Here is a 22,516-nt window from a genome sequence, read left to right as displayed (position 1 = left end):
TCCCACAGGTTGTGCTCTTTGTCTCAAGGGCGAGTTATTTGGGATAAAGCGGCGGCAACCCACTGTCGCCGACCGGGTCCTGCACCCGTTCGGCCATCGGGATCGCCTTGATCGCCCGCCACAACTCGTCGCCTTGCCAGTACTGGCCGGTTTCGCTGTAGAGCGCGCCGTTCAAGCCGTCGAGGGCGTTGGACAGGGGCACGAAGCGGGCGGCCATGTCGGCCAGGGTTTCCGGTTGTTGCCGGGCCCAGGCGTCGAGGGCCTGGCGGGTGGCGTGGGAATCATTGGCCAGGCAGGCGCGCTTGAGGTCGTCGAGTACGGTGCGCGGGCTCGGGCCGGTTTGGGCGGTGCGCGCCACCGCCGGTTGCCAGCGGCCACGCCACCAGAGGCCGAAGCCGAGCAGGGTGGTGCAGGCCAGGAACAAGGTGCTGAGTTTCCAGCGCCACAGGGCTTCGCTGTCGGCGCTGGCCTGGACCGCAGACGCGCCGGCCGGGGTGTCGACCACCAGGCTCGGGTTGGCCGCCACGTGTAGCGTGCGGGCAGGCAGGCTGCTGTGTTCCAGGTGGTCTTCGAAAGTGTTCCACCAGACCACGTCGACGGTGGGCAGCTCGATGGCGCCGGTCCGTGTCGGCACCAGGGCCTCGCGGTCTTCACGGCTGCCGACCAGGCCGCGTTCGCTGTTCTGGTTGCCGAACACCGGTTGATCCGGGTAGCGGCGCAGCCCGCCGACATCGGTGCCGGGCAGCGGTGGCAGTTGGCTGCTGGACAAGCCTTCGGCCGTCACCGTCAGGCTGCGGGTCAGTGAATCGCCGACCTGGGTGTGGTCCGGTTCCGGGTTCCAGCTTTCGCTCAGGGTCAGGCTGCGCGCAGGCAGCCAGGGGGCATCGGCCGGCCAGGTGGTGGGTTTGGCTTTGACCGTCAACAGCAGTTCGGCCGAGGTGACGCGCATCAGCTTGCCGGATTTCGGCCCCTGGGCGGCGCTGTCCTGTACCGGTTGTGCGTCGACCAGCGCAGCGTTGAAGATCTGTGCCGGAATGATCAGTTCGCCACTGTGTTGCGGGTAGATCGCGTAGCGCATTTCGATCACACCGTGGCGCAGGCCATCGATGTCTTTTTCGTAGGTGCGTGAGTCGCCCAATTGTTCGATGCGTGCGTCAGGTATCTGCAAGGGTGGCAGGCTGCTGTCGTCGTACAGCGACACCGAGTGGTAGATGCGCAGGGTCAGGACGGCCTGGGCCTGAACGTACACGCTGGTTTGATCGAGGCTGGCATCGATGAACACCGGGGCGCGTTTGTTCGGGGTGTCCGGTGTTTCGCTCTCGACCACTTGCAGGGTGATCGGCTGACTCTGCAGTTCGCCCAGTTGCAGGGGCGCAATCACGACGCTGCCGTTTTGCCGCGGCAGGAGGGTGATGATCCAGCGCGTGGCGGCCTGGTTCTCGCCGCTGAGGGTGTTCAGTTGGTTGACCTGGCGGGTGCCGCGCACTTCGAACAACGGCTCCAGCGGTGTCAGGTCGGGTTTGCCGAACTGTGTCACGTCGGTGGACTCCAGGGTCAGCTCGACCGTCTCGCCTGAACTCAGGCGAGTGCGGTCCACACTGGCGGCCAGCTCTGCAGCCTGTGCCTGGACAGTGCAGAACAACAGGCCGTGCATCAGCGCGAGCAATAAAACGGTGAAGCGGGTCATCGAGTTTTTTCCTGATCCTGATGTTGCTGCTGTTCGTACCAGAATTTTCGCCGCAGCAGCTCACCGGGGTCATCCGGGATCTGCCGCAACCACTGCTCCAGTGCCTGACGCTGTTCACCTTCGATACTGTCGGTGGCCGGGCGCAGGGGCGGCGTGGTGTGCTGTTCGTCACCCAACTCGCTGCCGGGCACTTCATTGGCCCCCGGTCTGGGTTGCGACACCGGCGGTTGCGCAGTGTTGGAGTCGGCCGGCGGTTGTTGCGCCTGCGGCTCGCCGTTTTCCGAAGACTGCGATGAAACACCGGGTGGAGTCTGTTGTTGCGTGGCCTGGGGTTCGTCGCTGGCAGAAGGGTCCGGTTGCGGGGCGGGCGGGCTGTTTTTCTGCTTGAGCAGCTCTTCCACCAGCGCCTTGTTGGTTAGCGCCGGGCGCAAATCCGGTTGACGTTCCAGAGCCTGTTCGTACGCGTCCAGGGCTGCCTCCAGCTCACCGCTTTTGGCCAGGGCATTGCCTCGATTGTAGTGGGCGTGGGCATCGTTGCCTTCTGCGAACCGCTCGGCGGCGCGGGCATAGTCTGCAGCTTCATAGAGCGCCACGCCTTGCCACTGGTGGTCTTCGAAGCGCCGGGCGGCTTCGGCGGGGCGCTTTTGTTTGAGCAGGTGCACGCCTTGTTGGTCGGGACGCAACCACAGGTCGGCGAGGTCGAAGGCATAGCTCGGTTGGGGCAGAGCCAATAGCAGCGGCAGGCACAGCAGCCAGCCGCGACGTCCCGCGCAGGCCGCAAGCAACAGGAGCGGTAGCAACAGCCAGTACCCCTGATCGGCCCAAGTGTCCAGGCGCAGGGTCTGACCATCGTTGCGCAGGTGGCGTGGGCCGTCGAACAGGCCAAGGGCATGCAGGTCACTGTCGTCCAGGCGTGCCTGGCGAAAGCCTCCATCCAGGTCGTTGGCAAAACTCTTCAAGCCCGGCTCGTCCAGGCGCGGCACGAGAATGGCCCCTTGTTCATCCTTGAGGAAACTGCCGTCCTCCTGGGTGATGGGTGAGCCTTCGGCGGTGCCGATGCCAAGCATCAGAAATTGAGTCGATTTGCCGTTGAGCGCATGACGGATGCCCAGCTGTTCCTGTTCGGTCAAGGACGAACCGATCAGCAGGATCCGGCCGTCGCCCAGCGCCGCTTGTTCGAGTAGTGCCAGGGCCTTGGTCACTGCCAGATCGGCGCGATGTCCGGCCTCTGGCATCAACGACGGTTTCAGTGCGTCCAGCAGATTGCGGCTGGTGGAAAGATCATCCGACAGCGGTACCAGCGTGTGGGCACTGCCGGCGTAGACGACGATGGCGGTTTGCGCGTCGCTACGAATCTGCAGCAGATCGAACAACTTGCGTCGAGCCTGTTCGAGGCGGTTGGGCATGACGTCGGTGGCAAGCATTTCCGGGGTCAGTTCGAGCACTACCACCAGCGGGTCGGCGGGCTTTTGACTGGTCTGCTCGACACGCTGCCAGCCCGGACCGAGCAGGGCGAGCACGGTCAACAGCCACGCGAGACCGAGGGCGATCCAGGGCAGTTTACTGTCACGGCCACTGCCACCACTGAGCAGTGCGGCGTGAAAGGCCGGTGGCAGAATCATTTGCCAGCGCCCGGCGCGCTTCTTGCGGTGCCAGAGTTGCCAGAGCAGCCAGCCAAGCACCGGCAGCAACAGCAGCCACCAGGGGCGGAACCAGTACGGCCACAGCGCACTCATCGACGCCTCCGCAGGCGCAGGCGTTTGAGACGCTGGCGCCAGTCAGGCAGCAGTTGGGTTTGCAAGAACAGATCCTTGGTAAACAGGCGTTGCAAGGGGTTGTCCGGCCAGAGCACGGGGGCCACCAGGAGCATGCTCAACCACAGCGCCAGGGCCAGTGGCCAGTGATACAGCGCTTGAGTCGGGCGGGCTTGGGTGGGTTGCTGGGCCACGGGCTCCAGTTGGTCAAGGGTGTCCTTGATTGCCTGCAGCTCTTTGCCGTCGCGAGCACGGAAATACTGGCCACCCGTGGCCTCGGCGATGGCCTTCAGGGACGGTTCGTCCAGGTCCAGGCTCGGATTGACGCCGAGAAAGCCGACCGTGCCACTTTGCTCGGGATCGGCGCCGATGCCGATCGGGTAGATTTTCACGCCTTCCTTGGCGGCGAGTCGCGCAGCGGTGAGGGGAGCGATTTCACCGCCATTGTTGGCGCCATCGGTCACCAGGATCAGCACGCGGCTGGTGGCCGGACGCAAGCGCAGGCGCTTGAGGGCCAAGCCGATGGCATCGCCGATGGCGGTATTTTTGCCGGCGATGCCGATGCGCGCCTCATCGAGCCAGACGCGCACGGTGTGGCGGTCGAAGGTCAGCGGTGCCTGCAGGTAGGCCTGGCTGCCGAACAGGATCAGCCCGACCCGGTCACCTTCGCGGCTTTCGAGAAAGTCTCCAAGCAGATGCTGGACCAGTGACAGGCGACTGATGTCTTCGTCCTGCCATTGCATGTCAGGGAAATCCATGGACCCGGAAACATCCACTGCCACCAGCAGATCACGGCCGCTGGCGGCAATCGGCAAGGGTTCGCCGAGCCACTGCGGACGAGCCGCCGCGACCAGCAGCAACAGCCACAGCAGGATGAACGGTGCCTGCTGGCGCCAGGCTGGCAGGTTGGCCCGGGCGCGTCGCCCGGCGAGGCCTTCCAGATCGCTGAGGAAGCTGACCTTGAGTGCCGGTTCACCACTGTCGGCCACCGGCAATAGGATGCGCATCAGCCACGGCAGCGGCGCAAGGGCAAAAATCCACGGCCAGGCGAATTCAAACATGTTTGCGAATCCACGTTTCGACGGCTTGGGTCAGGCCGGCGATGGCCTTGTCGTCGAGTTTGCATTCGGGTTTGTAGGCGCCTTCGACAAGCACCATCCAGCGGGTCAGGCCGGCCGCCGGGCAGCGATTGTCGAGGAACGCCAGCCATTTGCGGCCGTTGAGGGTGTGGCTCTGGCTGTAGGGATAGTGGTTGCGGCACAGACGCTTAAGCAGGCCGTTGAGTTGCTGCAGCCAGGCACCAGCCGGCGCACCGTCGTAAGGCTTGGGCATCAGTGCCAGCTCCGCCAGGGCCGCAAGGCGTACCGGGTCTAGCGGTTGTTCGGCACGTACCACGGGGCGTTTGTGCGGAATGAAGCGACGCAGCTTCCACAGGCCCAGACCGATCAGCGGGACCACGAGCAGCAGTAGCCACCAACCCGGTGCCGGAGGCCAGAATTCCACCGGTGGCGGGGATATCAGCGGTTGCAGTTGATCAAGGCTGCTCATCGGCCTTTCCCCGGTTTCTGTGGGTTCAGGTATTCGCGCAATTGCTCGACCATCTCGCTCTGAGTGCTCAACGGCATCAGCAGCACCCGTAGTTTCTGCGCGAGCAGCTCCCAGCGGGCGATACGTGCTTCGGCCTGGGCCCGGTAAGTCTGGCGCAGATCGAAATTCAGCGTGTCGAGTTCCAGTTGTGCGCCGCGTTCGGCGAAACGCAACAGACCTGCGGCGGGCAGGGCATGGTCCAGCGGGTCGGACAATGGCAGCAGCAACAGGTCGCAGTGGCGCGATAACAGGCTCAGCTGTTGCTCGGCGCTGTCCGAAAGGGCGCGCTCGTCGCAGATCACGATCACCAGGCTGCCAGGGCGCGACACTTCCCGGGCACGGCGCAGGGCAATGCCAAAGGCGTCGCGGTCCGGCTCGCTTTCGCTATTGAGCGACTGATTGACCCGCACCAGCCGGTTGAGCAACTGCAGCAGGCTTTGCTTGCTGCGCCGAGGCTTGATTTCGTAGTGCTCGTTGTCGCCATACACCAGCCCGCCGACCCGGTCGTTGTGCCCCAGGGCGGCCCAACCGATCAGGCTCGCGGCCTGGGCGGCGAGCACCGACTTGAACATCAGGCCCGAGCCGAAAAACAGCCGGCGGCTTTGTTCGACCATGATGAAGATCGGTCGCTCACGTTCTTCGTGGAACAGCTTGGTGTGGGGTTCCTGGGTGCGGGCAGTCACGCGCCAGTCAATGGTGCGCACATCGTCGCCGGCCTGATAGACCCGCACCTGATCGAAGTCGACGCCACGTCCGCGCAGTTTGGAGTGGTGCAGGCCGATCAGCGGGCTGCGCTGGCTCGGCGTGGAAAACAATTGCACTTCACGCACGCGATGGCGCATCTCGATCAAGTCGGCGAGGCTGACACGGATGCCCGGCTCGGGCGGCAGGCTGGCGTTCATCGGGGTCAAGCGACGGCTACGACGTCGAGAATCCGCTGGACCACCCGGTCCTGATCGATGCCAGCGGCTTCGGCTTCAAAGGAAAGAATGATGCGATGGCGCAACACGTCGAACAGCACGGCCTGGATGTCTTCGGGGCTGACGAAGTCGCGGCCGGCCAGCCAGGCGTGGGCACGGGCGCAGCGGTCCAGGGCAATCGAACCGCGAGGGCTGGCGCCATAGGCGATCCACTCGGCCATCTCCGGGTCGAACTTGGCCGGGATGCGGGTGGCCATGACCAGCTGCACCAGGTATTCCTCCACGGCGTCGGCCATGTACAAACCGAGGATTTCCTTGCGCGCGACAAAAATCGTCTGTTGAGTAACCCGACGCTCAGGCTTCGCTTCGCCGTTCAGGGCTTCTCCACGGGCTTGCTGCAGAATCCGGCGCTCAACAGCGGCATCGGGAAAACCGATTTTCACGTGCATCAGGAACCGGTCAAGTTGGGCTTCCGGCAGCGGATAGGTACCTTCCTGTTCGATGGGGTTTTGCGTGGCCATCACCAGGAACAGCGGCGACAGTTCATAGGTACTGCGCCCGACACTGACTTGCCGCTCGCCCATGGCTTCGAGCAAGGCCGACTGAACCTTGGCCGGGGCGCGGTTGATTTCGTCCGCCAGTACCAGGTTGTGGAAGATCGGCCCTTGCTGGAACACGAAGCTGCCGGTTTCCGGGCGGTAGATTTCCGTACCGGTAATGTCGGCCGGCAACAGGTCAGGGGTGAACTGGATGCGGTGGAACTGGGCCTCGATGCCTTCGGCGAGCTCTTTGATGGCCTTGGTCTTGGCCAGGCCAGGGGCGCCCTCGACCAGCATGTGGCCGTCAGCGAGCAGGGCAATGAGCAAGCGCTCGATGAGTTTTTCCTGGCCGAGAATCTGCGTTGAAAGAAAGGTTCGCAGCGCGAGCAGCGCTTCACGATGTTCCATCGATGACTGTTCCTGCAAAAGGGTGGCCGAGGACGTTCGAAAATGCGCCAGGGCTGGGGGCGTTACTTTAATCCATCGCGGGGGGCGGCGACTAACGGCATTTTGTGCAAAGTGCGGGAATGGTTGGGGTAATTGTCGAGAATTTGTACAGGTTGAAGAGGGGGGCGGTCTTTCGGGCCTCTTCGCGAGCAGGCTCGCTCCCACATTTGATCGCATTCTTGTTGGAAGAGCGCGGTCGACTATGGGAGCGGGCTTGCTCGCGAAGGCGCCCGCTAAGGCACCATCAAATCTGGCTGATATAGGTGCCAGTACCCTTGAGAATGTTCTGCAAGGTTTCATCCACCTCAGACAGATCTGTCATGTCGGCATCAAAGGTGATTTCCAGTACATCATCCCCATTCAGCACATCAGCATCTGCCGCCGCAATTTCAATCTTCAACAGGGAAGGGCTAAGGGTGACTTTCACGCCCTCTAGGGTCGAGGGTTCGCCGTCGAGGGTGATTTCCAGTTCGTCCTCATCCGGGTAACGGCTCATCAGGAACATTTCGCCCTTGTCGCTATGGCAGCAAAGCATGGCCATGTTGTCTTCTTCGTCATCGCATGGGTTGACGATCAAGAGGGCGGTTTTCATTTTCATGGGGATTTCCTGGCTCAACGAGCGCTGCGAAGACAGACAAGGGCACAATTCTGCCAGCCTTTAAACAATCCTGCTCGGCTACAGACCCTTTTGCGTAGCGATAGCAACAACAACGAGACGTCTCAGGGCAAATTGTCTTCAGTCTATGTGACCAGTCGTCGGCACTGTTATTTTTGACAGTAGCCACTCTTCGCTTTGCAGCATTCACTGTGGGCCGGGCAATCAATGAATAGCAGTCGAGTTTGTTCTGTGTTGCATGGGCCAGTGCTGGTGTTGCTGGAAAGTGCTTTATTGATTTTTGCAACAGTTGCGAGGTGTAGACATGAGGTCGATGAATAAATGGCTGGGCGCTATGTTGTTCTGTGTTGTTTCGTTGCCTTTGTTGGTGAATGCGGCTGCTCCTGATTATTCGCGCGTGATGATATTGGTTAAGCGCGGTGTTTTATCTTCGGAAAGTCATGATGAATCGTTAAAGACACTCAAGCTTCTTGTGCCTGATATGCGGCCGCTGGTTCCAGTTTCCCAAGAGAGAACCAATGCTCAGATACAGGCGCTGCAGAGACATCGATTGGATCGTTACTTCATGGTTGATACCCATAAACTGACTGAAAATCAGGCTGAGTCATTGCTTGATAAATTAAGACAGAATCCTTTGGTCGAAAGCGCCGAGTTTGAGCCACGTGTAGAAGGGATGCATGAAGATAATGGTAAGCCTATTAAAAAGCTCGCGCGCAAAAATATTCCTGATTTCACGGGTCAACAAAACTACCTGCAAGGCAAAGCTACAGTAGCCCCTTACAAGATTGGTGGCGTTAATGCGGTTGAAGCCTGGAAAGTTTTGGGTGGAAAAGGCCGCGATATACAAGTGGTCTCCGCAGAAATAAATCGCTGGGCGGAGGAACATGTTGATTTACCAAAAGCTAATCTGGAAATTGATGTCGGGGCCGTAACAGGTGCTCATGACACGGCCAGTGCAGGCATTATTGCATCACGGGAAAATGGCTTTGGCACTACTGGGATTGTTCCCTATGTAAATCTCGGTTATTTGCACTGGGGTACGGACAGATTGCTCCAGTTGGCGGATAAGCTAAGTGAGGGTGATGTAGTGCAGATAGGTGTTCATATCAGAGAGAAGGAGCCTTTTAGTGAGGTTGGTTGCATGGTTAGATGTTTTGTGCCGATCGAAGATAATAGAGCGGTGCGCGATATTATTGCTTATCTTGTTGAAGAAAAAGGCGTGCATGTGGTGGAGGCTGCGGCGAATGGTAATATAAATTTGGATCATCCGTTTTTCAATGGTTACTATGATCGTAATGTTTTCGATAGCGGTGCAATTTATGCGGGGTCTGTTGATCCAAAAACTGGCCTTAGAGCGAGCCATTCCGAATATGGAAGTCGCGTCGATTTGTTTAGCTGGGGTTACAATGTCACAACGACGGATTGGAGTGTGAGCAATCCAACCACGGGCTATACGCATACGTTTAGCGGCACCTCTTCAGCGAACCCAATCATTGCCGGTGTTGTTGCCTCGTTACAAGGAGTAGCCCGTGCCAAGGGGCTAGGCAATATTCCACCGAAAGAACTCCGTAAACTCCTCGTCGAAACAGGCTACCCGCAGATCAACGGCGATAGTACAGAAATAGGCGTTCAACCCGATCTGGAAGTCGCAATCAGGAAAATGTTGGAGGACAAACCGCCTACAGGACGGCTTGCCGTGCCAGAGGAAGTAGCATCGGGCGAGACATTCAGCGCACATGTCTATGCGGGGTCTCCAGCAAACAAGCCCCTGAATTATCTTTGGACCGCCACCGGATTCGAGCCTTCGAGAGGTGATACGCAATCGATGTCCTTCAAAGCGCCGACAGTCACTGCGGATACTAGAGGCACCCTTTCTGTAGCCGTTTCTGACGGCACGCATACCACTACGCTAACTGAGCATCTCAATATCAAAGCACCTGCCGGGGGCGGTGAGTGCGGCGATATCCCGATCTGGGATGTGGAGAAAATTTATGCAGTCAAAGGAGAAGAAGTGGCGTTCGAGGGAAAAAAATACAAACAGCACCACTGGAGCCGTGGCCAGCGACCGGATATCTACTCAGCTCCGAATGGACAGCCTTGGCTGCCAGGAGTCGATTGCCCATAACAAGGTACTTGCAGGGCAGTGTTGTTGTCTGTGCCGAAATCTTGAACTGCCAGTGAGCACTGAAGGCCCCGTGCTCACTGGCACTTTTGACCCGCTCATCTTCGTTGATCACTGCACCTGACGCCACCAAGCCTCATTCCCCCCCCCAAAAAAAAACTCTGCTCGTCCCAGCGGCCATGCTCATGTAGCGAACAACCAGTGTGTTACCGGTCATTTCTGGTACGAAGGTCCCGTAAATGCGGGTGCAAAGCCGTCATTTTCCTGTACGACTGCTAGTGTTGTTCGATGCGCATGCCCAGAGCAGCGTGCCGATGACCGAATATGTCGCAGCGCCGCAAGCACGGGCCTTGCCGCACTGGTTAAGCTGCGCAACCAATGGATACCTGTAAAGACATTGGAGCAACCTGTGGCCAGTCGTTTTTGCAGATGCCCATTCACGGAAGGTGAATGTGACCTGAGTGTCTCGTCCAGCTTCACCCACCTGTCACCCTGTTTCCTCTGCCCGAGAATCAGGAACCGGGTGACGGCTAGCTTTGAAACGTAGCCCCGAAAGGGGTTTCGCGCGACGCTTCCATCAATAACAAGCCCAAGCGGAGTACCACAGATGGCGTTCTTCACCGCAGCCAGCAAAGCCGACTTCCAGCACCAACTGCAAGCGGCACTGGCGCAGCACATCAGTGAACAGGCACTGCCACAAGTGGCGCTGTTCGCTGAACAATTCTTCGGCATCATTTCCCTTGACGAGCTGACCCAGCGTCGGTTGTCCGACCTTGCTGGCTGCACCCTTTCTGCATGGCGCCTGCTTGAGCGCTTCGATCACGCGCAACCGCAAGTGCGCGTCTTCAACCCCGATTACGAACGTCATGGCTGGCAGTCGACCCACACTGCGGTCGAAGTGCTGCACCACGACCTGCCATTCCTGGTGGACTCGGTGCGTACCGAGCTGAACCGCCGCGGCTACAGCATCCATACCCTGCAAACCACCGTGCTGAGCGTGCGTCGTGGCAGCAAGGGCGAGTTGCTGGAAATCCTGCCCAAGGGCACCCAGGGCGAGGACATTCAGCAAGAATCGCTGATGTACCTGGAAATCGACCGCTGCGCCAACACCGCCGAACTCAATGTGCTGAGCAAAGAGCTGGAGCAGGTGCTCGGTGAAGTCCGCGTCGCGGTCGACGATTTCGAGCCGATGAAGGCCAAGGTCCAGGAGATCCTGAGCAAGCTGGACAACAGCCAGTTCGCCGTCGATGGCGACGAGAAGAGCGAAATCAAGAGCTTCCTGGAATGGCTGGTGGGCAACCACTTCACTTTCCTCGGCTACGAAGAGTTCGTGGTCAGCGACGAAGCCGATGGCGGCCATATCGTCTACGACAAGGACTCCTTCCTCGGCCTGACCAAGCTGCTGCGTGCCGGCCTGACCTACGATGACCTGCGCATCGAAGACTACGCCGTGAACTACCTGCGCGAACCGACCCTGCTGTCGTTCGCCAAGGCCGCGCACCCAAGCCGTGTACACCGCCCGGCTTACCCGGACTACGTGTCGATCCGCGAAATCGACGCCAACGGCAAGGTCGTCAAGGAATGCCGTTTCATGGGCCTGTACACCTCGTCGGTGTATGGCGAGAGCGTGCGGGTAATCCCGTACATCCGCCGCAAGGTCGAGGAAATCGAACACCGTTCCGGCTTCCAGGCCAAGGCTCACCTGGGCAAGGAACTGGCGCAGGTGCTCGAAGTGCTGCCGCGCGACGATCTGTTCCAGACTCCGGTGGACGAGCTGTTCAGCACCGTGATGTCGATCGTGCAGATCCAGGAACGCAACAAGATTCGCGTGTTCCTGCGCAAAGACCCGTACGGCCGTTTCTGCTACTGCCTGGCCTACGTGCCGCGTGACATCTATTCCACTGAAGTGCGCCAGAAGATCCAGCAAGTGCTGATGGATCGCCTGAAAGCCACCGACTGCGAGTTCTGGACCTTCTTCTCCGAGTCCGTGCTGGCCCGCGTGCAGTTGATCCTGCGCGTCGACCCGAAAAACCGCCTCGACATCGACCCGCTGCTGCTGGAAAAAGAAGTGGTGCAGGCCTGCCGCAGCTGGCAGGACGACTACGCCGCACTGACGGTCGAGAGCTTCGGTGAAGCCCAGGGCACCAACGTGCTGGCCGATTTCCCGAAAGGCTTCCCGGCCGGTTACCGCGAGCGTTTCGCCGCGCATTCCGCTGTGGTCGACATGCAGCACCTGTTGAGCCTGAGCGATAAAAACCCGCTGGTGATGAGCTTCTATCAGCCGCTGGGCCAGGTCGCCGGTCAGCGCCAGCTGCATTGCAAGCTGTACCACGCCGATACCCCACTGGCACTGTCCGACGTCCTGCCGATCCTGGAAAACCTCGGTCTGCGCGTGCTGGGCGAGTTCCCGTATCACCTGCGTCACAGCAATGGCCGCGAATTCTGGATTCACGACTTCGCGTTCACCGCCGCCGAAGGCCTGGAACTCGACATCCAGCAGCTCAACGACACGCTGCAGGACGCGTTCGTCCACATCGTGCGTGGCGATGCCGAGAACGACGCGTTCAACCGTCTGGTACTGACCGCCGGCCTGCCATGGCGTGACGTGGCGCTGCTGCGTGCCTACGCCCGTTACCTGAAGCAGATCCGCCTGGGCTTCGACCTGGGTTACATCGCCAGCACCCTGAACAACCACACCGACATCGCTCGCGAACTGACCCGGTTGTTCAAGACCCGTTTCTACCTGGCGCGCAAGCTGACCAGCGATGACCTGGACGACAAGCAACAGCGTCTGGAACACGCGATTCTCAGCGCCCTGGACGACGTCCAGGTACTGAACGAAGACCGCATCCTGCGTCGCTACCTGGACCTGATCAAGGCCACCCTGCGCACCAACTTCTACCAGACCGATGCCAACGGCCATAACAAGTCGTACTTCAGCTTCAAGTTCAACCCGCACTTGATTCCCGAGCTGCCCAAGCCGGTACCGAAGTTTGAAATCTTCGTGTACTCGCCACGCGTCGAAGGCGTGCACCTGCGCTTCGGCAACGTTGCCCGTGGCGGCCTGCGCTGGTCCGACCGTGAAGAAGATTTCCGTACCGAAGTCCTGGGCCTGGTAAAAGCCCAGCAAGTGAAGAACTCGGTGATCGTGCCGGTGGGCGCGAAGGGCGGCTTCCTGCCGCGTCGCCTGCCACTGGGCGGCAGCCGTGACGAGATCGCGGCCGAGGGCATCGCCTGCTACCGCATCTTCATTTCGGGTCTGCTGGACATCACCGACAACCTGAAGGACGGCGCCCTGGTACCACCAGCCAACGTCGTGCGTCATGACGACGATGACCCGTACCTGGTCGTGGCGGCGGACAAAGGCACCGCGACCTTCTCCGACATCGCCAACGGCATCGCCATCGACTACGGCTTCTGGCTGGGTGACGCGTTTGCCTCCGGCGGCTCGGCCGGTTACGACCACAAGAAGATGGGCATCACCGCCAAGGGCGCGTGGGTCGGCGTACAGCGCCACTTCCGCGAGCGCGGCATCAATGTCCAGGAAGACAGCATCACCGTGGTCGGTGTCGGCGACATGGCCGGTGACGTGTTCGGCAACGGCTTGCTGATGTCCGACAAGCTGAAGCTGGTCGCGGCGTTCAACCACCTGCACATCTTCATCGATCCGAACCCTGAGCCGGCGTCGAGCTTCGCCGAGCGTCAGCGCCTGTTCGACCTGCCGCGTTCGGCCTGGTCGGACTACGACACCAGCATCATGTCCGAAGGCGGCGGTATCTTCTCGCGCAGCGCGAAGAGCATCGCGATTTCCCCGCAGATGAAAGAGCGTTTCGACATCGAGGCCGACAAGCTGACCCCGACCGAACTGCTGAACGCCTTGCTCAAGGCGCCAGTGGATCTGCTGTGGAACGGCGGTATCGGTACGTACGTCAAGGCCAGCAGCGAAAGCCACGCCGATGTCGGCGACAAGGCCAACGATGCACTGCGCGTGAACGGCAACGAACTGCGCTGCAAAGTCGTGGGCGAGGGCGGTAACCTGGGCATGACCCAGCTGGGTCGTGTGGAGTTCGGCCTCAATGGCGGCGGTTCCAACACCGACTTCATCGACAACGCCGGTGGCGTGGACTGCTCCGACCACGAAGTGAACATCAAGATTCTGCTGAACGAAGTGGTTCAGGCCGGCGACATGACCGACAAGCAGCGTAACCAGTTGCTGGCGAGCATGACCGACGAAGTCGGTGGTCTGGTGCTGGGCAACAACTACAAGCAGACCCAGGCCCTGTCCCTGGCAGCCCGTCGCGCCTTGCCGCGGATTGCCGAGTACAAGCGCCTGATGAACGACCTGGAAGGCCGCGGCAAGCTGGATCGTGCCATCGAGTTCCTGCCGTCGGAAGAAGCGATCAACGAACGTGTAGCGCAAGGCCATGGCCTGACCCGTGCCGAGCTGTCGGTACTGATCTCCTACAGCAAGATCGACCTCAAGGAGCAGTTGCTGGGCTCCCTGGTGCCGGACGACGACTACCTGACCCGCGACATGGAAACCGCTTTCCCGCCAACGCTGGTGAGCAAGTTCTCCGTGGCCATGCGCCGTCACCGCCTGAAGCGCGAAATCGTCAGCACCCAGATCGCCAACGACCTGGTCAACCACATGGGCATCACCTTCGTTCAACGACTCAAAGAGTCGACCGGCATGAGCCCGGCGAACGTGGCCGGCGCCTACGTGATCGTGCGTGACATTTTCCATCTCCCGCACTGGTTCCGTCAGATCGAAAACCTGGACTACCAGGTTGCCGCCGACGTGCAACTGGAGCTGATGGATGAGCTGATGCGTCTGGGCCGTCGCGCCACGCGCTGGTTCCTGCGTGCCCGTCGCAACGAGCAGAACGCTGCCCGTGACGTCGCGCACTTTGGTCCGCACTTGAAAGAGTTGGGCCTGAAGCTCGACGAGCTGCTCAGTGGCGAGATCCGTGAAACCTGGCAGCGCCGTTATCAGGCCTACGTCGAAGCCGGTGTGCCGGAGCTGCTGGCGCGTATGGTGGCGGGCACCTCGCACCTGTACACCCTGCTGCCGATCATCGAGGCTTCCGACGTGACTGGCCAGGATCCGGCTGAGGTGGCCAAGGCTTACTTCGCCGTGGGTAGCGCGCTGGACATCACCTGGTACATGCAACAGATCAGCGCTCTGCCGGTTGAAAACAACTGGCAGGCCCTGGCCCGTGAAGCGTTCCGCGATGACGTCGACTGGCAGCAACGCGCGATCACCATCTCGGTCCTGCAACAGGGCGACGGCACCCAGGACGTGGAAACACGGCTCTCCCTGTGGATGGCGCAGCACGAAGGCATGATCGAACGCTGGCGCGCCATGCTGGTGGAAATCCGTGCCGCCAGCGGCACCGACTACGCCATGTACGCGGTGGCCAACCGCGAACTGCTGGACCTGGCGTTGAGCGGTCAAGCGGTAGTGCCTGCCGCCGTCGCCGCCGAGCTGGAACCGGCGGCCTGATCAGGCGTTGAATGAAAAAGCCCCGCATCGAAGGATGCGGGGCTTTTTTTTAATGGGTCAAATCAGCAGACACTGCTATTTCAAGTGTAGGGTGTAGTGCTTTGAGGGGTGGCCACGTTTCTTTCAAGAATGTGCAGTTTGAATAAAACCTGGTGACCCGCCAGGTCGTGGAAGCAATAACGGTTCACCTGAGCGCCCCATAGCATTTTTTTGATAACGCCTGCATTGCGTGCCTGCAAGTAAACGGTCTGATTGTCGCTGTCGAAATCATCTAGCGTGACAGTCTTGAAACTTTCATTCAGCAAGTTAAAAGAAGTCGTATCACCTCCCGCCGCCGGAAGCGCTCCGAGGAAACCTTGGGTGCTCTTGCTGAAGTAGTTGTTGTAGTAGGACTCGCTTAAAATCTGCAGATTGTAATAGTCGTCATAGCACCTGAAATGCACCACTATCCCTATGCTGTTTTTATTTTTAGGGGTGATGCCCAAGGGTACCATTTTCTGTAAATCAGCGAAGTAGACTTCTGCAGTCGTAATCAAGTGTTTGTGCGGGCCATCTTCGTCGTCTTGCTGAAAATGCCTGTCGCTTAATACCCTTTCGAAAAAAGTCATGGGGCTCCCTTCGCAGGTCAGGCGCGCTATGAAGGATCTTTCCTGATCTTTGCTCATATATCAATCCATTATTTAAAGTTAAAAAGGTGGCTGTTCCGTGCCGAACTTAAAATAACTTTAATTGGTTTGTTTTACCTTGGTTAATTGTTTCGCAGTGCTACACAGCCCGCTCCCATTTCCTGATCTACTGTGGGAGCGAGCTTGAGCGTGCCTTTAGGCTTCAGAAAGTCTGGGGGGACGATAACATCAGTAGCGGTTTTGCTCTGGCGTGTTGTCAATCATCGAGAGACTAGTCGGTTTGCTAAGCAAACTATTGAGCGACTGGTCAAACTTCTGCAGCGCCCTGACTTGCACATTCTGTTGTTCATTGATGTCGGCAACTATGTCTTCACTACGTTTGTAGTCAGCCCACACGGGACTGAGTGCTTTGGCGTCATGCCCTTGTGCAGTACCGATATAGTTGAAGTTCTTGTCGTAAAAGTCCGCACTGACATCTGACTGGATGTCTGAACTGCGCGATGTCATCAGTTGGCTGCGGGTATTGACTACCGCCGTCACGTCCGGTTTCGCCGCCCTGAGACTCTGCATGTCCGGATACACAGTCACCGAACCGAATTGCCGCTGCAGGGAGGCCTTCACCCAATCCACGGCCATGTCCGGCCTGGAGGTGGCTACATAGGCGTCATGAATCGGCTGCACCAGCAGGCTCTGGCCGAAACCGGTGCCGGCGTTGGCCTGGTAGTCCCGCAGATAGGCACGGTTCGTCTGGGTATTCTGGCTGTAGATAATGCCCAGCGAGACATGGCTGCCGTTGGTAATCAGGGTGGCACCACTGCGGCCTACCGGCTCGGTGAAAATGCCATTGAGCGAAGAGACCGCCGTGGGGGCAGTCGGGATCGAGCAACCAGTTAACACTACCGTTATGGTCAATGTACTGATAAGTGCAAGTTTCATGGCGTTTCTCCAGTGAAACAGTTTGGTCGACAGTTGAAGTTGCCGGCGTTGTGCCGACGGTGACTTAAGACTAAACCCTGGATGTTTTATTGAAATGGCCAATGTTCGAACTTATCCGGTGGCCAATAGTTTTGTTTGGCTTAATAGCCTGCGGTTAATTGCTTCGGGAAATAAAACGGCCCGAATTCGTAATTCGAGCCTTTTTATTTATGGCTGTACGTTCAGCCATCAGTTTTCCAGTGGGATCAACACTTTCTCGTCGGGGGCCAATACCATGAACACCAACAGCTTCGCCGGCTTGGTTGTACTGGCGTTTTTCGAGACCAGGTGTTCCGAACCTGCGGGTTCGTACCAATATTCACCGGCCTTGTAGGTGACCGCTTTTTCGCCTTTCACCTGAGAAGTGACCGACCCCGAAAGCACATAGGCCATGGCCGTGCCGTCGTGCTTGTGGGCGATGGACGATTGGCCTGGCTGGTAGTCAACCTCGATCATCAAAGCCTTTTTGCCCGGGGCATTTTTCAGCATTTGGTCCTGCAAAACGGTGACCTTTTCCGAAGGGTCATGGGCAAAGGCCGAAGCGGACACAATCATGGCCAGAGCGGCGAGGGAGGCAGCACAGCAACGCAACATGTTCATGGTTCTTTACCTGCGGTGGTTAGTTGTTGAAACCACAGTAGTGCGCAAGCGGTAGCGGTTAAACAGCCAATATTGCGGAAGGCGAGGGGACCAAAGCAAAGATCGCAGCCCGTGCAGGCGCTGCCGCAGGCTGCGATCTTTTGATCTTGTTTTCAGACGATCGGAAAACTGTTGAAGTCCACGGCATTGGCCAGTTGGCTGTCGATCAGGCCAATGAAACCCTGGACTTCGGGGCAGTTGAAATGGGATTTCATGGCCGCTTCCGATTGCCAGCGGGCGCTGACGGTCCAGCGATTGCTGTCCTCTGGGCAGCGGTCGACCATATAGGATTCGCAGCCCGGTAGTTCACGCAGGGTTTCGACAATCTTTTGCAGTTGCTTACCCAGTTCATCCGAGCGGCCGGCGACGGCCTGTACCTGTACGGTATTGATCACTTCATGGGACATTGCTCACACTCCTGAATCAGGCCGGACGAATCCTGCTCATTGAGGGATAACGCCTATGCAGGATAGGCCTGACCCTGGGGACCGCCAATAGCCAATCGCCGGATAAAACCCCAGGCCAATCCGTCAGGCCACCTGCTGCAAAATGTCGCGCACACGGTCCAGGGCGGTGTCGATGTCCAGGGTCTCGATGGCGCCAAAACCGAGGAAAAACCCGGCCTTGGGCGCTTGCTGATAGAAAAAGCCGTCGATGGCATAGAGCCCGACTTCGACTTTTTTCGCCAGTTCGATCACCAATGGAATATCCATGGGCACTTTGCACATCACCACCATGTGGAAGCCGGCGGTGGACGGCACCGCCTCCAGCCAGGGTGAGAGGTCGCCGGCCATGCGCGTCAGGATCCGTTCACGGCGCCCGGCATAGACCGTATGGCAGCGGCGGATGTGCTTGAGCAGGCAGCCTTCGGCGATGAACTTGGCCAGCGCCCATTGCGGCAGGGTCGAGGTGTGCAGGTCGGTGAGCTGTTTGGCGCGCACCACGGCCTCCAGGATCGCTGGCGGCAGGATCGCATAGCCAAGCCGCAGTTCCGGCAGCAGGGTTTTGGAAAAGGTCCCGACGTAAGCGACGATCCCCCGTTCGTCCATGCTTTGCAGGGAATCGGTAGGGCGGCCTTCATAGCGGAATTCGCTGTCGTAGTCGTCCTCAATGATGATCGCGCCCAGCTCATGGGCCTTGGCCAGCAGTGCTTGCCGGCGCGCCTGGCTCATCGGCATGCCCAGCGGGAACTGGTGCGACGGGGTGACGTAGATCAGTCGCGTGCCGCGAGGAATCTGCTCCACCACAATGCCTTCGGCGTCCACCTGCACGCCAATCACCGTGGCACCATGGGTGCCGAACAGCAGCCGCGCCGGCGGGTAGCCGGGGTCCTCCATGGCGACCAGGCTGCCGGGACTGATCAGCACCCGCGCAATCAGGTCCAGTGCCTGCTGCGCGCCGTTGCACACCACCACATCCTCATCCTGGCAATTGACCCCGCGGGAGAACGCGATGTGCCGCGCAATGGCGTTGCGCAGGGCGGGCAAGCCCTCAGGCAAGCTGTACAAGCCCTTGGAGCCGGCTATCTGGCGCAGCGCGTGGGAGGTGCAGCGTCGCCAGTCATCCTGGGGAAACTGGCCTTTGCTGGTGGCGCCACCAATGAAGTCGTAGCGCAGCGAGCCTTCCAGGGTCGGATGACGCAGGAATACCGGCAGGTTGCGCCAGGATTCGATCACCTCAAAGCCGCCAAGCTCTGTGTAGTTCTGTTTACGCTGCACCTTCGACGAGCGCGCATTGACGTAGGTGCCTTTGCCGACCACCCCGGTGAGGAAGTTTTCGTAGGTCAACTGGGCGTAGGTATCGGAAATGGTCTTGCGTGAAATACCCAATTGTTCGGCCAGCAAACGGCTGGGCGGCAGTTGCGTCCCGGCGGCCAGGCGTCCGGACTCGATGGCGCTGCGCAGTTGGTTATACAACTGGCCGGCCAGGTCCTTGCGGCCGTTGATGACAACATGTAGTTCCATGTCGGCGAGACTCCGGGGCTGTTGAGGCGCGTGTGCGTCGCGCAAGATTACGCCTATCCGTTCGGTCGGCAGAAGTTGCGCAGTGGAAAAACCGTCAATTGGTCTGCAGGCCGTGGTCCACGGGGAAATCGCGAAATTGGATCTGTCATGCTCGCGCGCCAGCGCTTACCGTGAAAATCAACTCAAGGCAGCACGAGAACGCACCATGAAGCCCCGCCTGGATTACTACAGCGCGTCTCCCAAAGCGATGAAGGCCATGATCGCCATGGAGGCCCTGACCAGCGGCCTGAGCATCGAGCAGGGCCTGCTGCACCTGGTCAAGATTCGCGCCTCGCAACTTAACGGCTGTGCCTTCTGCACCGACATGCACTCGGTGGATGCAAGGCGCCTCGGCGAAAGCGACCGCCGCCTGTATTCCATCGTGGTCTGGCGCGACAGCAACTTTTTCAATCCGCGGGAAAGAGCCGCGCTGGCCTGGACCGAAGCGGTGACCTTGCTCTCGCAAAGCCACGTCCCGGACGATGTTTACGCGCTGGCCAGGGAGCAGTTCAGTGAAAGCGAAATGGTCGACCTGACCATCGCCGTCACCACCATCAACAGCTGGAATCGCCTGGCCGTGAGCTTTCGCCAGACACCCAGCGCCTGAGCCATTGTCACGGCAGGTTCATCAATGATCCGCAGGATGGAACTGTCAGTGTCATGTCGACAGGGAGTCCTCGATGTCAGTCATGGAAACCGGCGCCCACCGGGGCGCTACCGAGTATCGTGTAGTCATCGATAAAAATGCGTCCTGGCGCCAGTTGGCTGCGGGTATCGACCCCGAACTGGCGCTGTGCTTCACCGTCAGTGCCCGTTGCGGTTGTTTCATGCAGGCCGCGCGCAGCCTGAACATCAAGGCCACCCGCCTGCGCAGGCAACTGGCGCTGCTGGAGACACAGCTGCGCTGCTCACTGTTCAACCCGTCAGACAATGGTTTGAGCCTCAGCCGCGATGGCTTGCGCTTGCACGCACAATTGATCGCACTGGCCCATGAGCGCGATCTGCCGGTGATCGAACAGCCGTTGATTCGGCTGGCCGTGGCCGATTCGATCCTGCATGACATTCTCGGGCGTGACCTGGTGGCGTTGCTGCGGCGCAATGCCAGCGTGCGCCTGGACATCAAGACCCTCGACAGCGAACTGTCCCTGCAAGCGGTCAGCGCCGACGTGGTGGTGTGGCTGGGTGAAACCGGATCACCGTTGCCGGGGCCGAGCTTTGCCACCACCGAACCCCGGTCTCTGGCGCAACTGGAGTACCTGCCGCACATTGCCAAGCGTTACTCACGGGTGGCTTCCAGGCCGGAGTGCCTGGAGGAACTGGCCGATTTCCTCCTGGTGCAATGGCAGCAGGACTGCCAGGTTGAAAGCTTCCGGCCATGGAATGCACTGGTGGACCAACGCCTGGCGGGAGCTGTGCAGTTGCAATCCTACGAACTGATGCTGGAGATGATCCGTTGCAGCGCCTGCGTCGGTCTGCTGCCGCACTACATGAGCCATTTCGACCGCGGCCTCGTTGCTTTGCCGGGCCTGTTCGAGCGGCCGATGCGGCGTCAGGTGTGGATGGCGGTCAACGCCCGTTCCGAGGAGGACGCGCAGGTACGGATGATCGTCGAGTTGATCGAGAACACCTTCAGCGAGCGTCGGGAGTGGTTCGAAAGCTGAGTGCGATCAAAATGTGGGAGCGGGCTTGCTCGCGAAGGCGGTGTGATTCAACAACAATGTCGACTGACCAGACGCCTTCGCGAGCAAGCCCGCTCCCACATTGATTCTCGCCACACGTGAAGAAGGCGTTATAGAGTGAACGGCCATGTCTGCTTCAAGGATGATTCACCCATGCCGACCACCGAACCCGTTATCACGTTCGAGCGCTTCAACGAATCCCATATCGAAGGCATTACGGCGCTGTACAACGATCCCGCCATCGCCCGGCAGACCCTGCAAATGCCGTTTCAGTCCACCGAGCTTTGGCGCAGTCGCCTGGCGCTGGATAACGAACGCCTGGTGAAGGTAGTGGCCCTGCATCAAGGCACGGTCATCGGCAATATTGGCCTGGAGCAGTTCTCACGCATTCGTCGCAGCCATGCCTGCAGTTTTGGCATGGGTGTTGCGGTCGAGTGGCAGGGCAAGGGCGTGGGTTCGAAGCTGCTCGCGACGGCGCTGGATATCGCCGACAACTGGATGAACCTGCAGCGCGTCGAGCTTTCGGTGTATGCCGATAACGAAGCGGCCATTGCCCTGTACCGCAAGTTCGGCTTCGAAACCGAGGGCCTGTTTCGTGATTACGCCGTTCGCGACGGTGTACTGGTGGACACCTTGAGCATGGCGCGCCTGCGTCGCCCGCCCAGGGCCGGCTGAGTCATTCGCCCAGGGCGAACGCCACCGCAGCTGGCGCTTGCAGCTCGGTGGTGTCGAGCAAGGGCAGGGTGCTTTGTTCGGGTCAGATCAGCAAGCCCACCTCCAATACCGTTCGCGCTTTTAGTCGTACGCTGGCAGCGCGCATCTGCCATTCTGAAAGTCCGCAGTACTGCTTCAACCAAAGGATCACCGCAATGGACGATGTACAGCAACTGGGCGAGATGCTTCGTCACTACGCAGAAAGTGAAGCGCACAAGAAACAGCTGTTCGAGTCGCAATCGGCACAATGGGCGGCGCGCATTGCTGAACTGTTCGATCAGATCCAGCAGTGGCTGGAGCCAGTGCTGGTACCGCATCTGCTGGAAGTAAGCCGTGAGGCCTATGTTGCATCGGGGCCGAGCGTGCCAGTCGAGGCATCGACGTTCAAGAGCGAAAAGCTGTCCATTGTGATTGCTGGCAAGCCGGTGGAGTTCGTGCCGGATGTGATGGGTGTCGGCGGGCAGATTTCCATTGCCGTGATGGGATTTACCGCAGCGCGTTATGGCAGCGTGTCACTGGTGTGCCTGCCGCCATCCACTGGCTGGCAGTGGCGCAAGACCAATGGCTTGAAGGACCCGGATACCTTTGAGTTCGATGCAAACTTTCTGGCGCAACAGCTGCAGAGCCTGATTCCCCGGGAGCGCAGCTGATGTCATAGGTCAGGGCGACCCGCGTCTATCTGCACCATAGACGCGGGCTCGCTGG

Annotated in this window: 18 protein-coding genes and 1 pseudogene; 6 read left to right on the top strand and 13 right to left on the bottom strand. The window is 59.6% G+C overall.

What is annotated here, in order from left to right:
• Positions 1-34 precede the first annotated feature (34 nt).
• From PPUTUW4_RS14490 to PPUTUW4_RS14460, 7 genes are all read right to left on the bottom strand, one after another.
• Positions 35-1,687, bottom strand: a complete 1,653-nt coding sequence (locus PPUTUW4_RS14490) for a BatD family protein (RefSeq protein ID WP_015095347.1) — start codon at positions 1,685-1,687, stop codon at positions 35-37.
• Positions 1,684-3,423, bottom strand: a complete 1,740-nt coding sequence (locus PPUTUW4_RS14485) for a VWA domain-containing protein (RefSeq protein ID WP_015095346.1) — start codon at positions 3,421-3,423, stop codon at positions 1,684-1,686. The genes PPUTUW4_RS14490 and PPUTUW4_RS14485 overlap by 4 nt, the downstream gene beginning before the upstream one ends.
• Positions 3,420-4,502 carry a VWA domain-containing protein gene (locus tag PPUTUW4_RS14480; RefSeq protein WP_015095345.1) on the bottom strand — a complete coding sequence of 361 codons (1,083 nt, stop codon included), beginning with the start codon at positions 4,500-4,502 and terminating at the stop codon, positions 3,420-3,422. The genes PPUTUW4_RS14485 and PPUTUW4_RS14480 overlap by 4 nt, the downstream gene beginning before the upstream one ends.
• Entirely contained in the window at positions 4,495-4,989 is a 495-nt protein-coding gene (locus tag PPUTUW4_RS14475) for a DUF4381 domain-containing protein (RefSeq protein ID WP_015095344.1), read from the bottom strand. The genes PPUTUW4_RS14480 and PPUTUW4_RS14475 overlap by 8 nt, the downstream gene beginning before the upstream one ends.
• Positions 4,986-5,930: a DUF58 domain-containing protein gene (locus tag PPUTUW4_RS14470; RefSeq protein WP_015095343.1), complete on the bottom strand. Its 945-nt coding sequence runs from the start codon at positions 5,928-5,930 to the stop codon at positions 4,986-4,988. Before PPUTUW4_RS14470 ends, PPUTUW4_RS14475 begins: the two co-directional genes overlap by 4 nt.
• A 5-nt stretch (positions 5,931-5,935) precedes the next feature.
• Complete coding sequence (locus PPUTUW4_RS14465) at positions 5,936-6,895, bottom strand: MoxR family ATPase (RefSeq protein ID WP_015095342.1); 960 nt, start codon at positions 6,893-6,895, stop codon at positions 5,936-5,938.
• A 283-nt stretch (positions 6,896-7,178) separates the two neighbouring features.
• Positions 7,179-7,532 carry a hypothetical protein gene (locus tag PPUTUW4_RS14460; protein ID WP_015095341.1) on the bottom strand — a complete coding sequence of 118 codons (354 nt, stop codon included), beginning with the start codon at positions 7,530-7,532 and terminating at the stop codon, positions 7,179-7,181.
• A gap of 331 nt (positions 7,533-7,863) precedes the next feature.
• Here PPUTUW4_RS14460 and PPUTUW4_RS28165 point away from each other — a divergent pair, with 331 nt between their 5' ends.
• Positions 7,864-9,675, top strand: coding sequence for a S8 family serine peptidase (locus PPUTUW4_RS28165; protein ID WP_158467551.1), 1,812 nt, complete (start codon positions 7,864-7,866; stop codon positions 9,673-9,675).
• Between the two features lie 604 nt (positions 9,676-10,279).
• Positions 10,280-15,175, top strand: coding sequence for an NAD-glutamate dehydrogenase (locus PPUTUW4_RS14440; protein WP_015095339.1), 4,896 nt, complete (start codon positions 10,280-10,282; stop codon positions 15,173-15,175).
• 80 nt (positions 15,176-15,255) lie between these two features.
• On the opposite strand, the gene PPUTUW4_RS29915 is transcribed toward PPUTUW4_RS14440, so the two are convergent.
• The 5 genes from PPUTUW4_RS29915 to PPUTUW4_RS14415 form a co-directional block, all read right to left on the bottom strand.
• Positions 15,256-15,840 carry a hypothetical protein gene (locus tag PPUTUW4_RS29915; RefSeq protein ID WP_015095338.1) on the bottom strand — a complete coding sequence of 195 codons (585 nt, stop codon included), beginning with the start codon at positions 15,838-15,840 and terminating at the stop codon, positions 15,256-15,258.
• A 189-nt stretch (positions 15,841-16,029) separates the two neighbouring features.
• Positions 16,030-16,737, bottom strand: coding sequence for a hypothetical protein (locus tag PPUTUW4_RS14430; RefSeq protein ID WP_015095337.1), 708 nt, complete (start codon positions 16,735-16,737; stop codon positions 16,030-16,032).
• A gap of 228 nt (positions 16,738-16,965) precedes the next feature.
• Positions 16,966-17,376 carry a cupin domain-containing protein gene (locus PPUTUW4_RS14425; protein ID WP_015095336.1) on the bottom strand — a complete coding sequence of 137 codons (411 nt, stop codon included), beginning with the start codon at positions 17,374-17,376 and terminating at the stop codon, positions 16,966-16,968.
• A gap of 152 nt (positions 17,377-17,528) precedes the next feature.
• The gene (locus PPUTUW4_RS14420; protein ID WP_015095335.1) at positions 17,529-17,822 is read right to left on the bottom strand and encodes an antibiotic biosynthesis monooxygenase family protein; all 294 of its coding nucleotides are present in this window, start codon (positions 17,820-17,822) and stop codon (positions 17,529-17,531) included.
• 123 nt (positions 17,823-17,945) lie between these two features.
• On the bottom strand, positions 17,946-19,379 hold the full coding sequence (locus PPUTUW4_RS14415) for a PLP-dependent aminotransferase family protein (RefSeq protein WP_015095334.1): 1,434 nt from the start codon (positions 19,377-19,379) through the stop codon (positions 17,946-17,948).
• Positions 19,380-19,584: 205 nt separating this feature from the next.
• Between PPUTUW4_RS14415 and PPUTUW4_RS14410 the strand changes: the two genes are divergently transcribed.
• The 3 genes from PPUTUW4_RS14410 (at position 19,585) to PPUTUW4_RS14400 (ending at position 21,772) form a co-directional block, all read left to right on the top strand.
• Positions 19,585-20,025: a carboxymuconolactone decarboxylase family protein gene (locus PPUTUW4_RS14410; protein WP_015095333.1), complete on the top strand. Its 441-nt coding sequence runs from the start codon at positions 19,585-19,587 to the stop codon at positions 20,023-20,025.
• Positions 20,026-20,098: 73 nt separating this feature from the next.
• On the top strand, positions 20,099-21,079 hold the full coding sequence (locus PPUTUW4_RS14405) for a LysR family transcriptional regulator (RefSeq protein WP_015095332.1): 981 nt from the start codon (positions 20,099-20,101) through the stop codon (positions 21,077-21,079).
• A gap of 171 nt (positions 21,080-21,250) precedes the next feature.
• Positions 21,251-21,772, top strand: a complete 522-nt coding sequence (locus tag PPUTUW4_RS14400) for a GNAT family N-acetyltransferase (RefSeq protein ID WP_015095331.1) — start codon at positions 21,251-21,253, stop codon at positions 21,770-21,772.
• 1 nt (position 21,773) lies between these two features.
• Here PPUTUW4_RS14400 and PPUTUW4_RS29325 read toward each other — a convergent pair.
• Positions 21,774-21,875, bottom strand: a pseudogene (locus PPUTUW4_RS29325) (aspartate/glutamate racemase); the annotation flags it as partial.
• Positions 21,876-21,966: 91 nt separating this feature from the next.
• On the opposite strand from PPUTUW4_RS29325, the gene PPUTUW4_RS14395 reads away from it, so the two are divergent.
• Positions 21,967-22,461 carry a hypothetical protein gene (locus tag PPUTUW4_RS14395; RefSeq protein WP_015095330.1) on the top strand — a complete coding sequence of 165 codons (495 nt, stop codon included), beginning with the start codon at positions 21,967-21,969 and terminating at the stop codon, positions 22,459-22,461.
• Positions 22,462-22,516: the final 55 nt, after the last annotated feature.

This window comes from Pseudomonas sp. UW4 (assembly GCF_000316175.1).
GTDB classification, from domain to species: Bacteria; Pseudomonadota; Gammaproteobacteria; order Pseudomonadales; family Pseudomonadaceae; genus Aquipseudomonas; species Aquipseudomonas laurylsulfatiphila.
Note: the sequence above shows the minus strand (reverse complement) of the source record. Positions and strands in the feature narration are given on the sequence as shown.

Excerpts from the sequence above, each read along its gene's own strand:
- PPUTUW4_RS14490 (WP_015095347.1), bottom strand. The coding sequence starts at position 1,687 with ATGACCCGCTTCACCGTTTTATTGCTCGCGCTGATGCACGGCCTGTTG.
- PPUTUW4_RS14485 (WP_015095346.1), bottom strand. The coding sequence starts at position 3,423 with ATGAGTGCGCTGTGGCCGTACTGGTTCCGCCCCTGGTGGCTGCTGTTG.
- PPUTUW4_RS14480 (WP_015095345.1), bottom strand. The coding sequence starts at position 4,502 with ATGTTTGAATTCGCCTGGCCGTGGATTTTTGCCCTTGCGCCGCTGCCG.
- PPUTUW4_RS14475 (WP_015095344.1), bottom strand. The coding sequence starts at position 4,989 with ATGAGCAGCCTTGATCAACTGCAACCGCTGATATCCCCGCCACCGGTG.
- PPUTUW4_RS14470 (WP_015095343.1), bottom strand. The coding sequence starts at position 5,930 with ATGAACGCCAGCCTGCCGCCCGAGCCGGGCATCCGTGTCAGCCTCGCC.
- PPUTUW4_RS14465 (WP_015095342.1), bottom strand. The coding sequence starts at position 6,895 with ATGGAACATCGTGAAGCGCTGCTCGCGCTGCGAACCTTTCTTTCAACG.
- PPUTUW4_RS14460 (WP_015095341.1), bottom strand. The coding sequence starts at position 7,532 with ATGAAAATGAAAACCGCCCTCTTGATCGTCAACCCATGCGATGACGAA.
- PPUTUW4_RS28165 (WP_158467551.1), top strand. The coding sequence starts at position 7,864 with ATGAATAAATGGCTGGGCGCTATGTTGTTCTGTGTTGTTTCGTTGCCT.
- PPUTUW4_RS14440 (WP_015095339.1), top strand. The coding sequence starts at position 10,280 with ATGGCGTTCTTCACCGCAGCCAGCAAAGCCGACTTCCAGCACCAACTG.
- PPUTUW4_RS29915 (WP_015095338.1), bottom strand. The coding sequence starts at position 15,840 with ATGAGCAAAGATCAGGAAAGATCCTTCATAGCGCGCCTGACCTGCGAA.
- PPUTUW4_RS14430 (WP_015095337.1), bottom strand. The coding sequence starts at position 16,737 with ATGAAACTTGCACTTATCAGTACATTGACCATAACGGTAGTGTTAACT.
- PPUTUW4_RS14425 (WP_015095336.1), bottom strand. The coding sequence starts at position 17,376 with ATGAACATGTTGCGTTGCTGTGCTGCCTCCCTCGCCGCTCTGGCCATG.
- PPUTUW4_RS14420 (WP_015095335.1), bottom strand. The coding sequence starts at position 17,822 with ATGTCCCATGAAGTGATCAATACCGTACAGGTACAGGCCGTCGCCGGC.
- PPUTUW4_RS14415 (WP_015095334.1), bottom strand. The coding sequence starts at position 19,379 with ATGGAACTACATGTTGTCATCAACGGCCGCAAGGACCTGGCCGGCCAG.
- PPUTUW4_RS14410 (WP_015095333.1), top strand. The coding sequence starts at position 19,585 with ATGAAGCCCCGCCTGGATTACTACAGCGCGTCTCCCAAAGCGATGAAG.
- PPUTUW4_RS14405 (WP_015095332.1), top strand. The coding sequence starts at position 20,099 with ATGTCAGTCATGGAAACCGGCGCCCACCGGGGCGCTACCGAGTATCGT.
- PPUTUW4_RS14400 (WP_015095331.1), top strand. The coding sequence starts at position 21,251 with ATGCCGACCACCGAACCCGTTATCACGTTCGAGCGCTTCAACGAATCC.
- PPUTUW4_RS14395 (WP_015095330.1), top strand. The coding sequence starts at position 21,967 with ATGGACGATGTACAGCAACTGGGCGAGATGCTTCGTCACTACGCAGAA.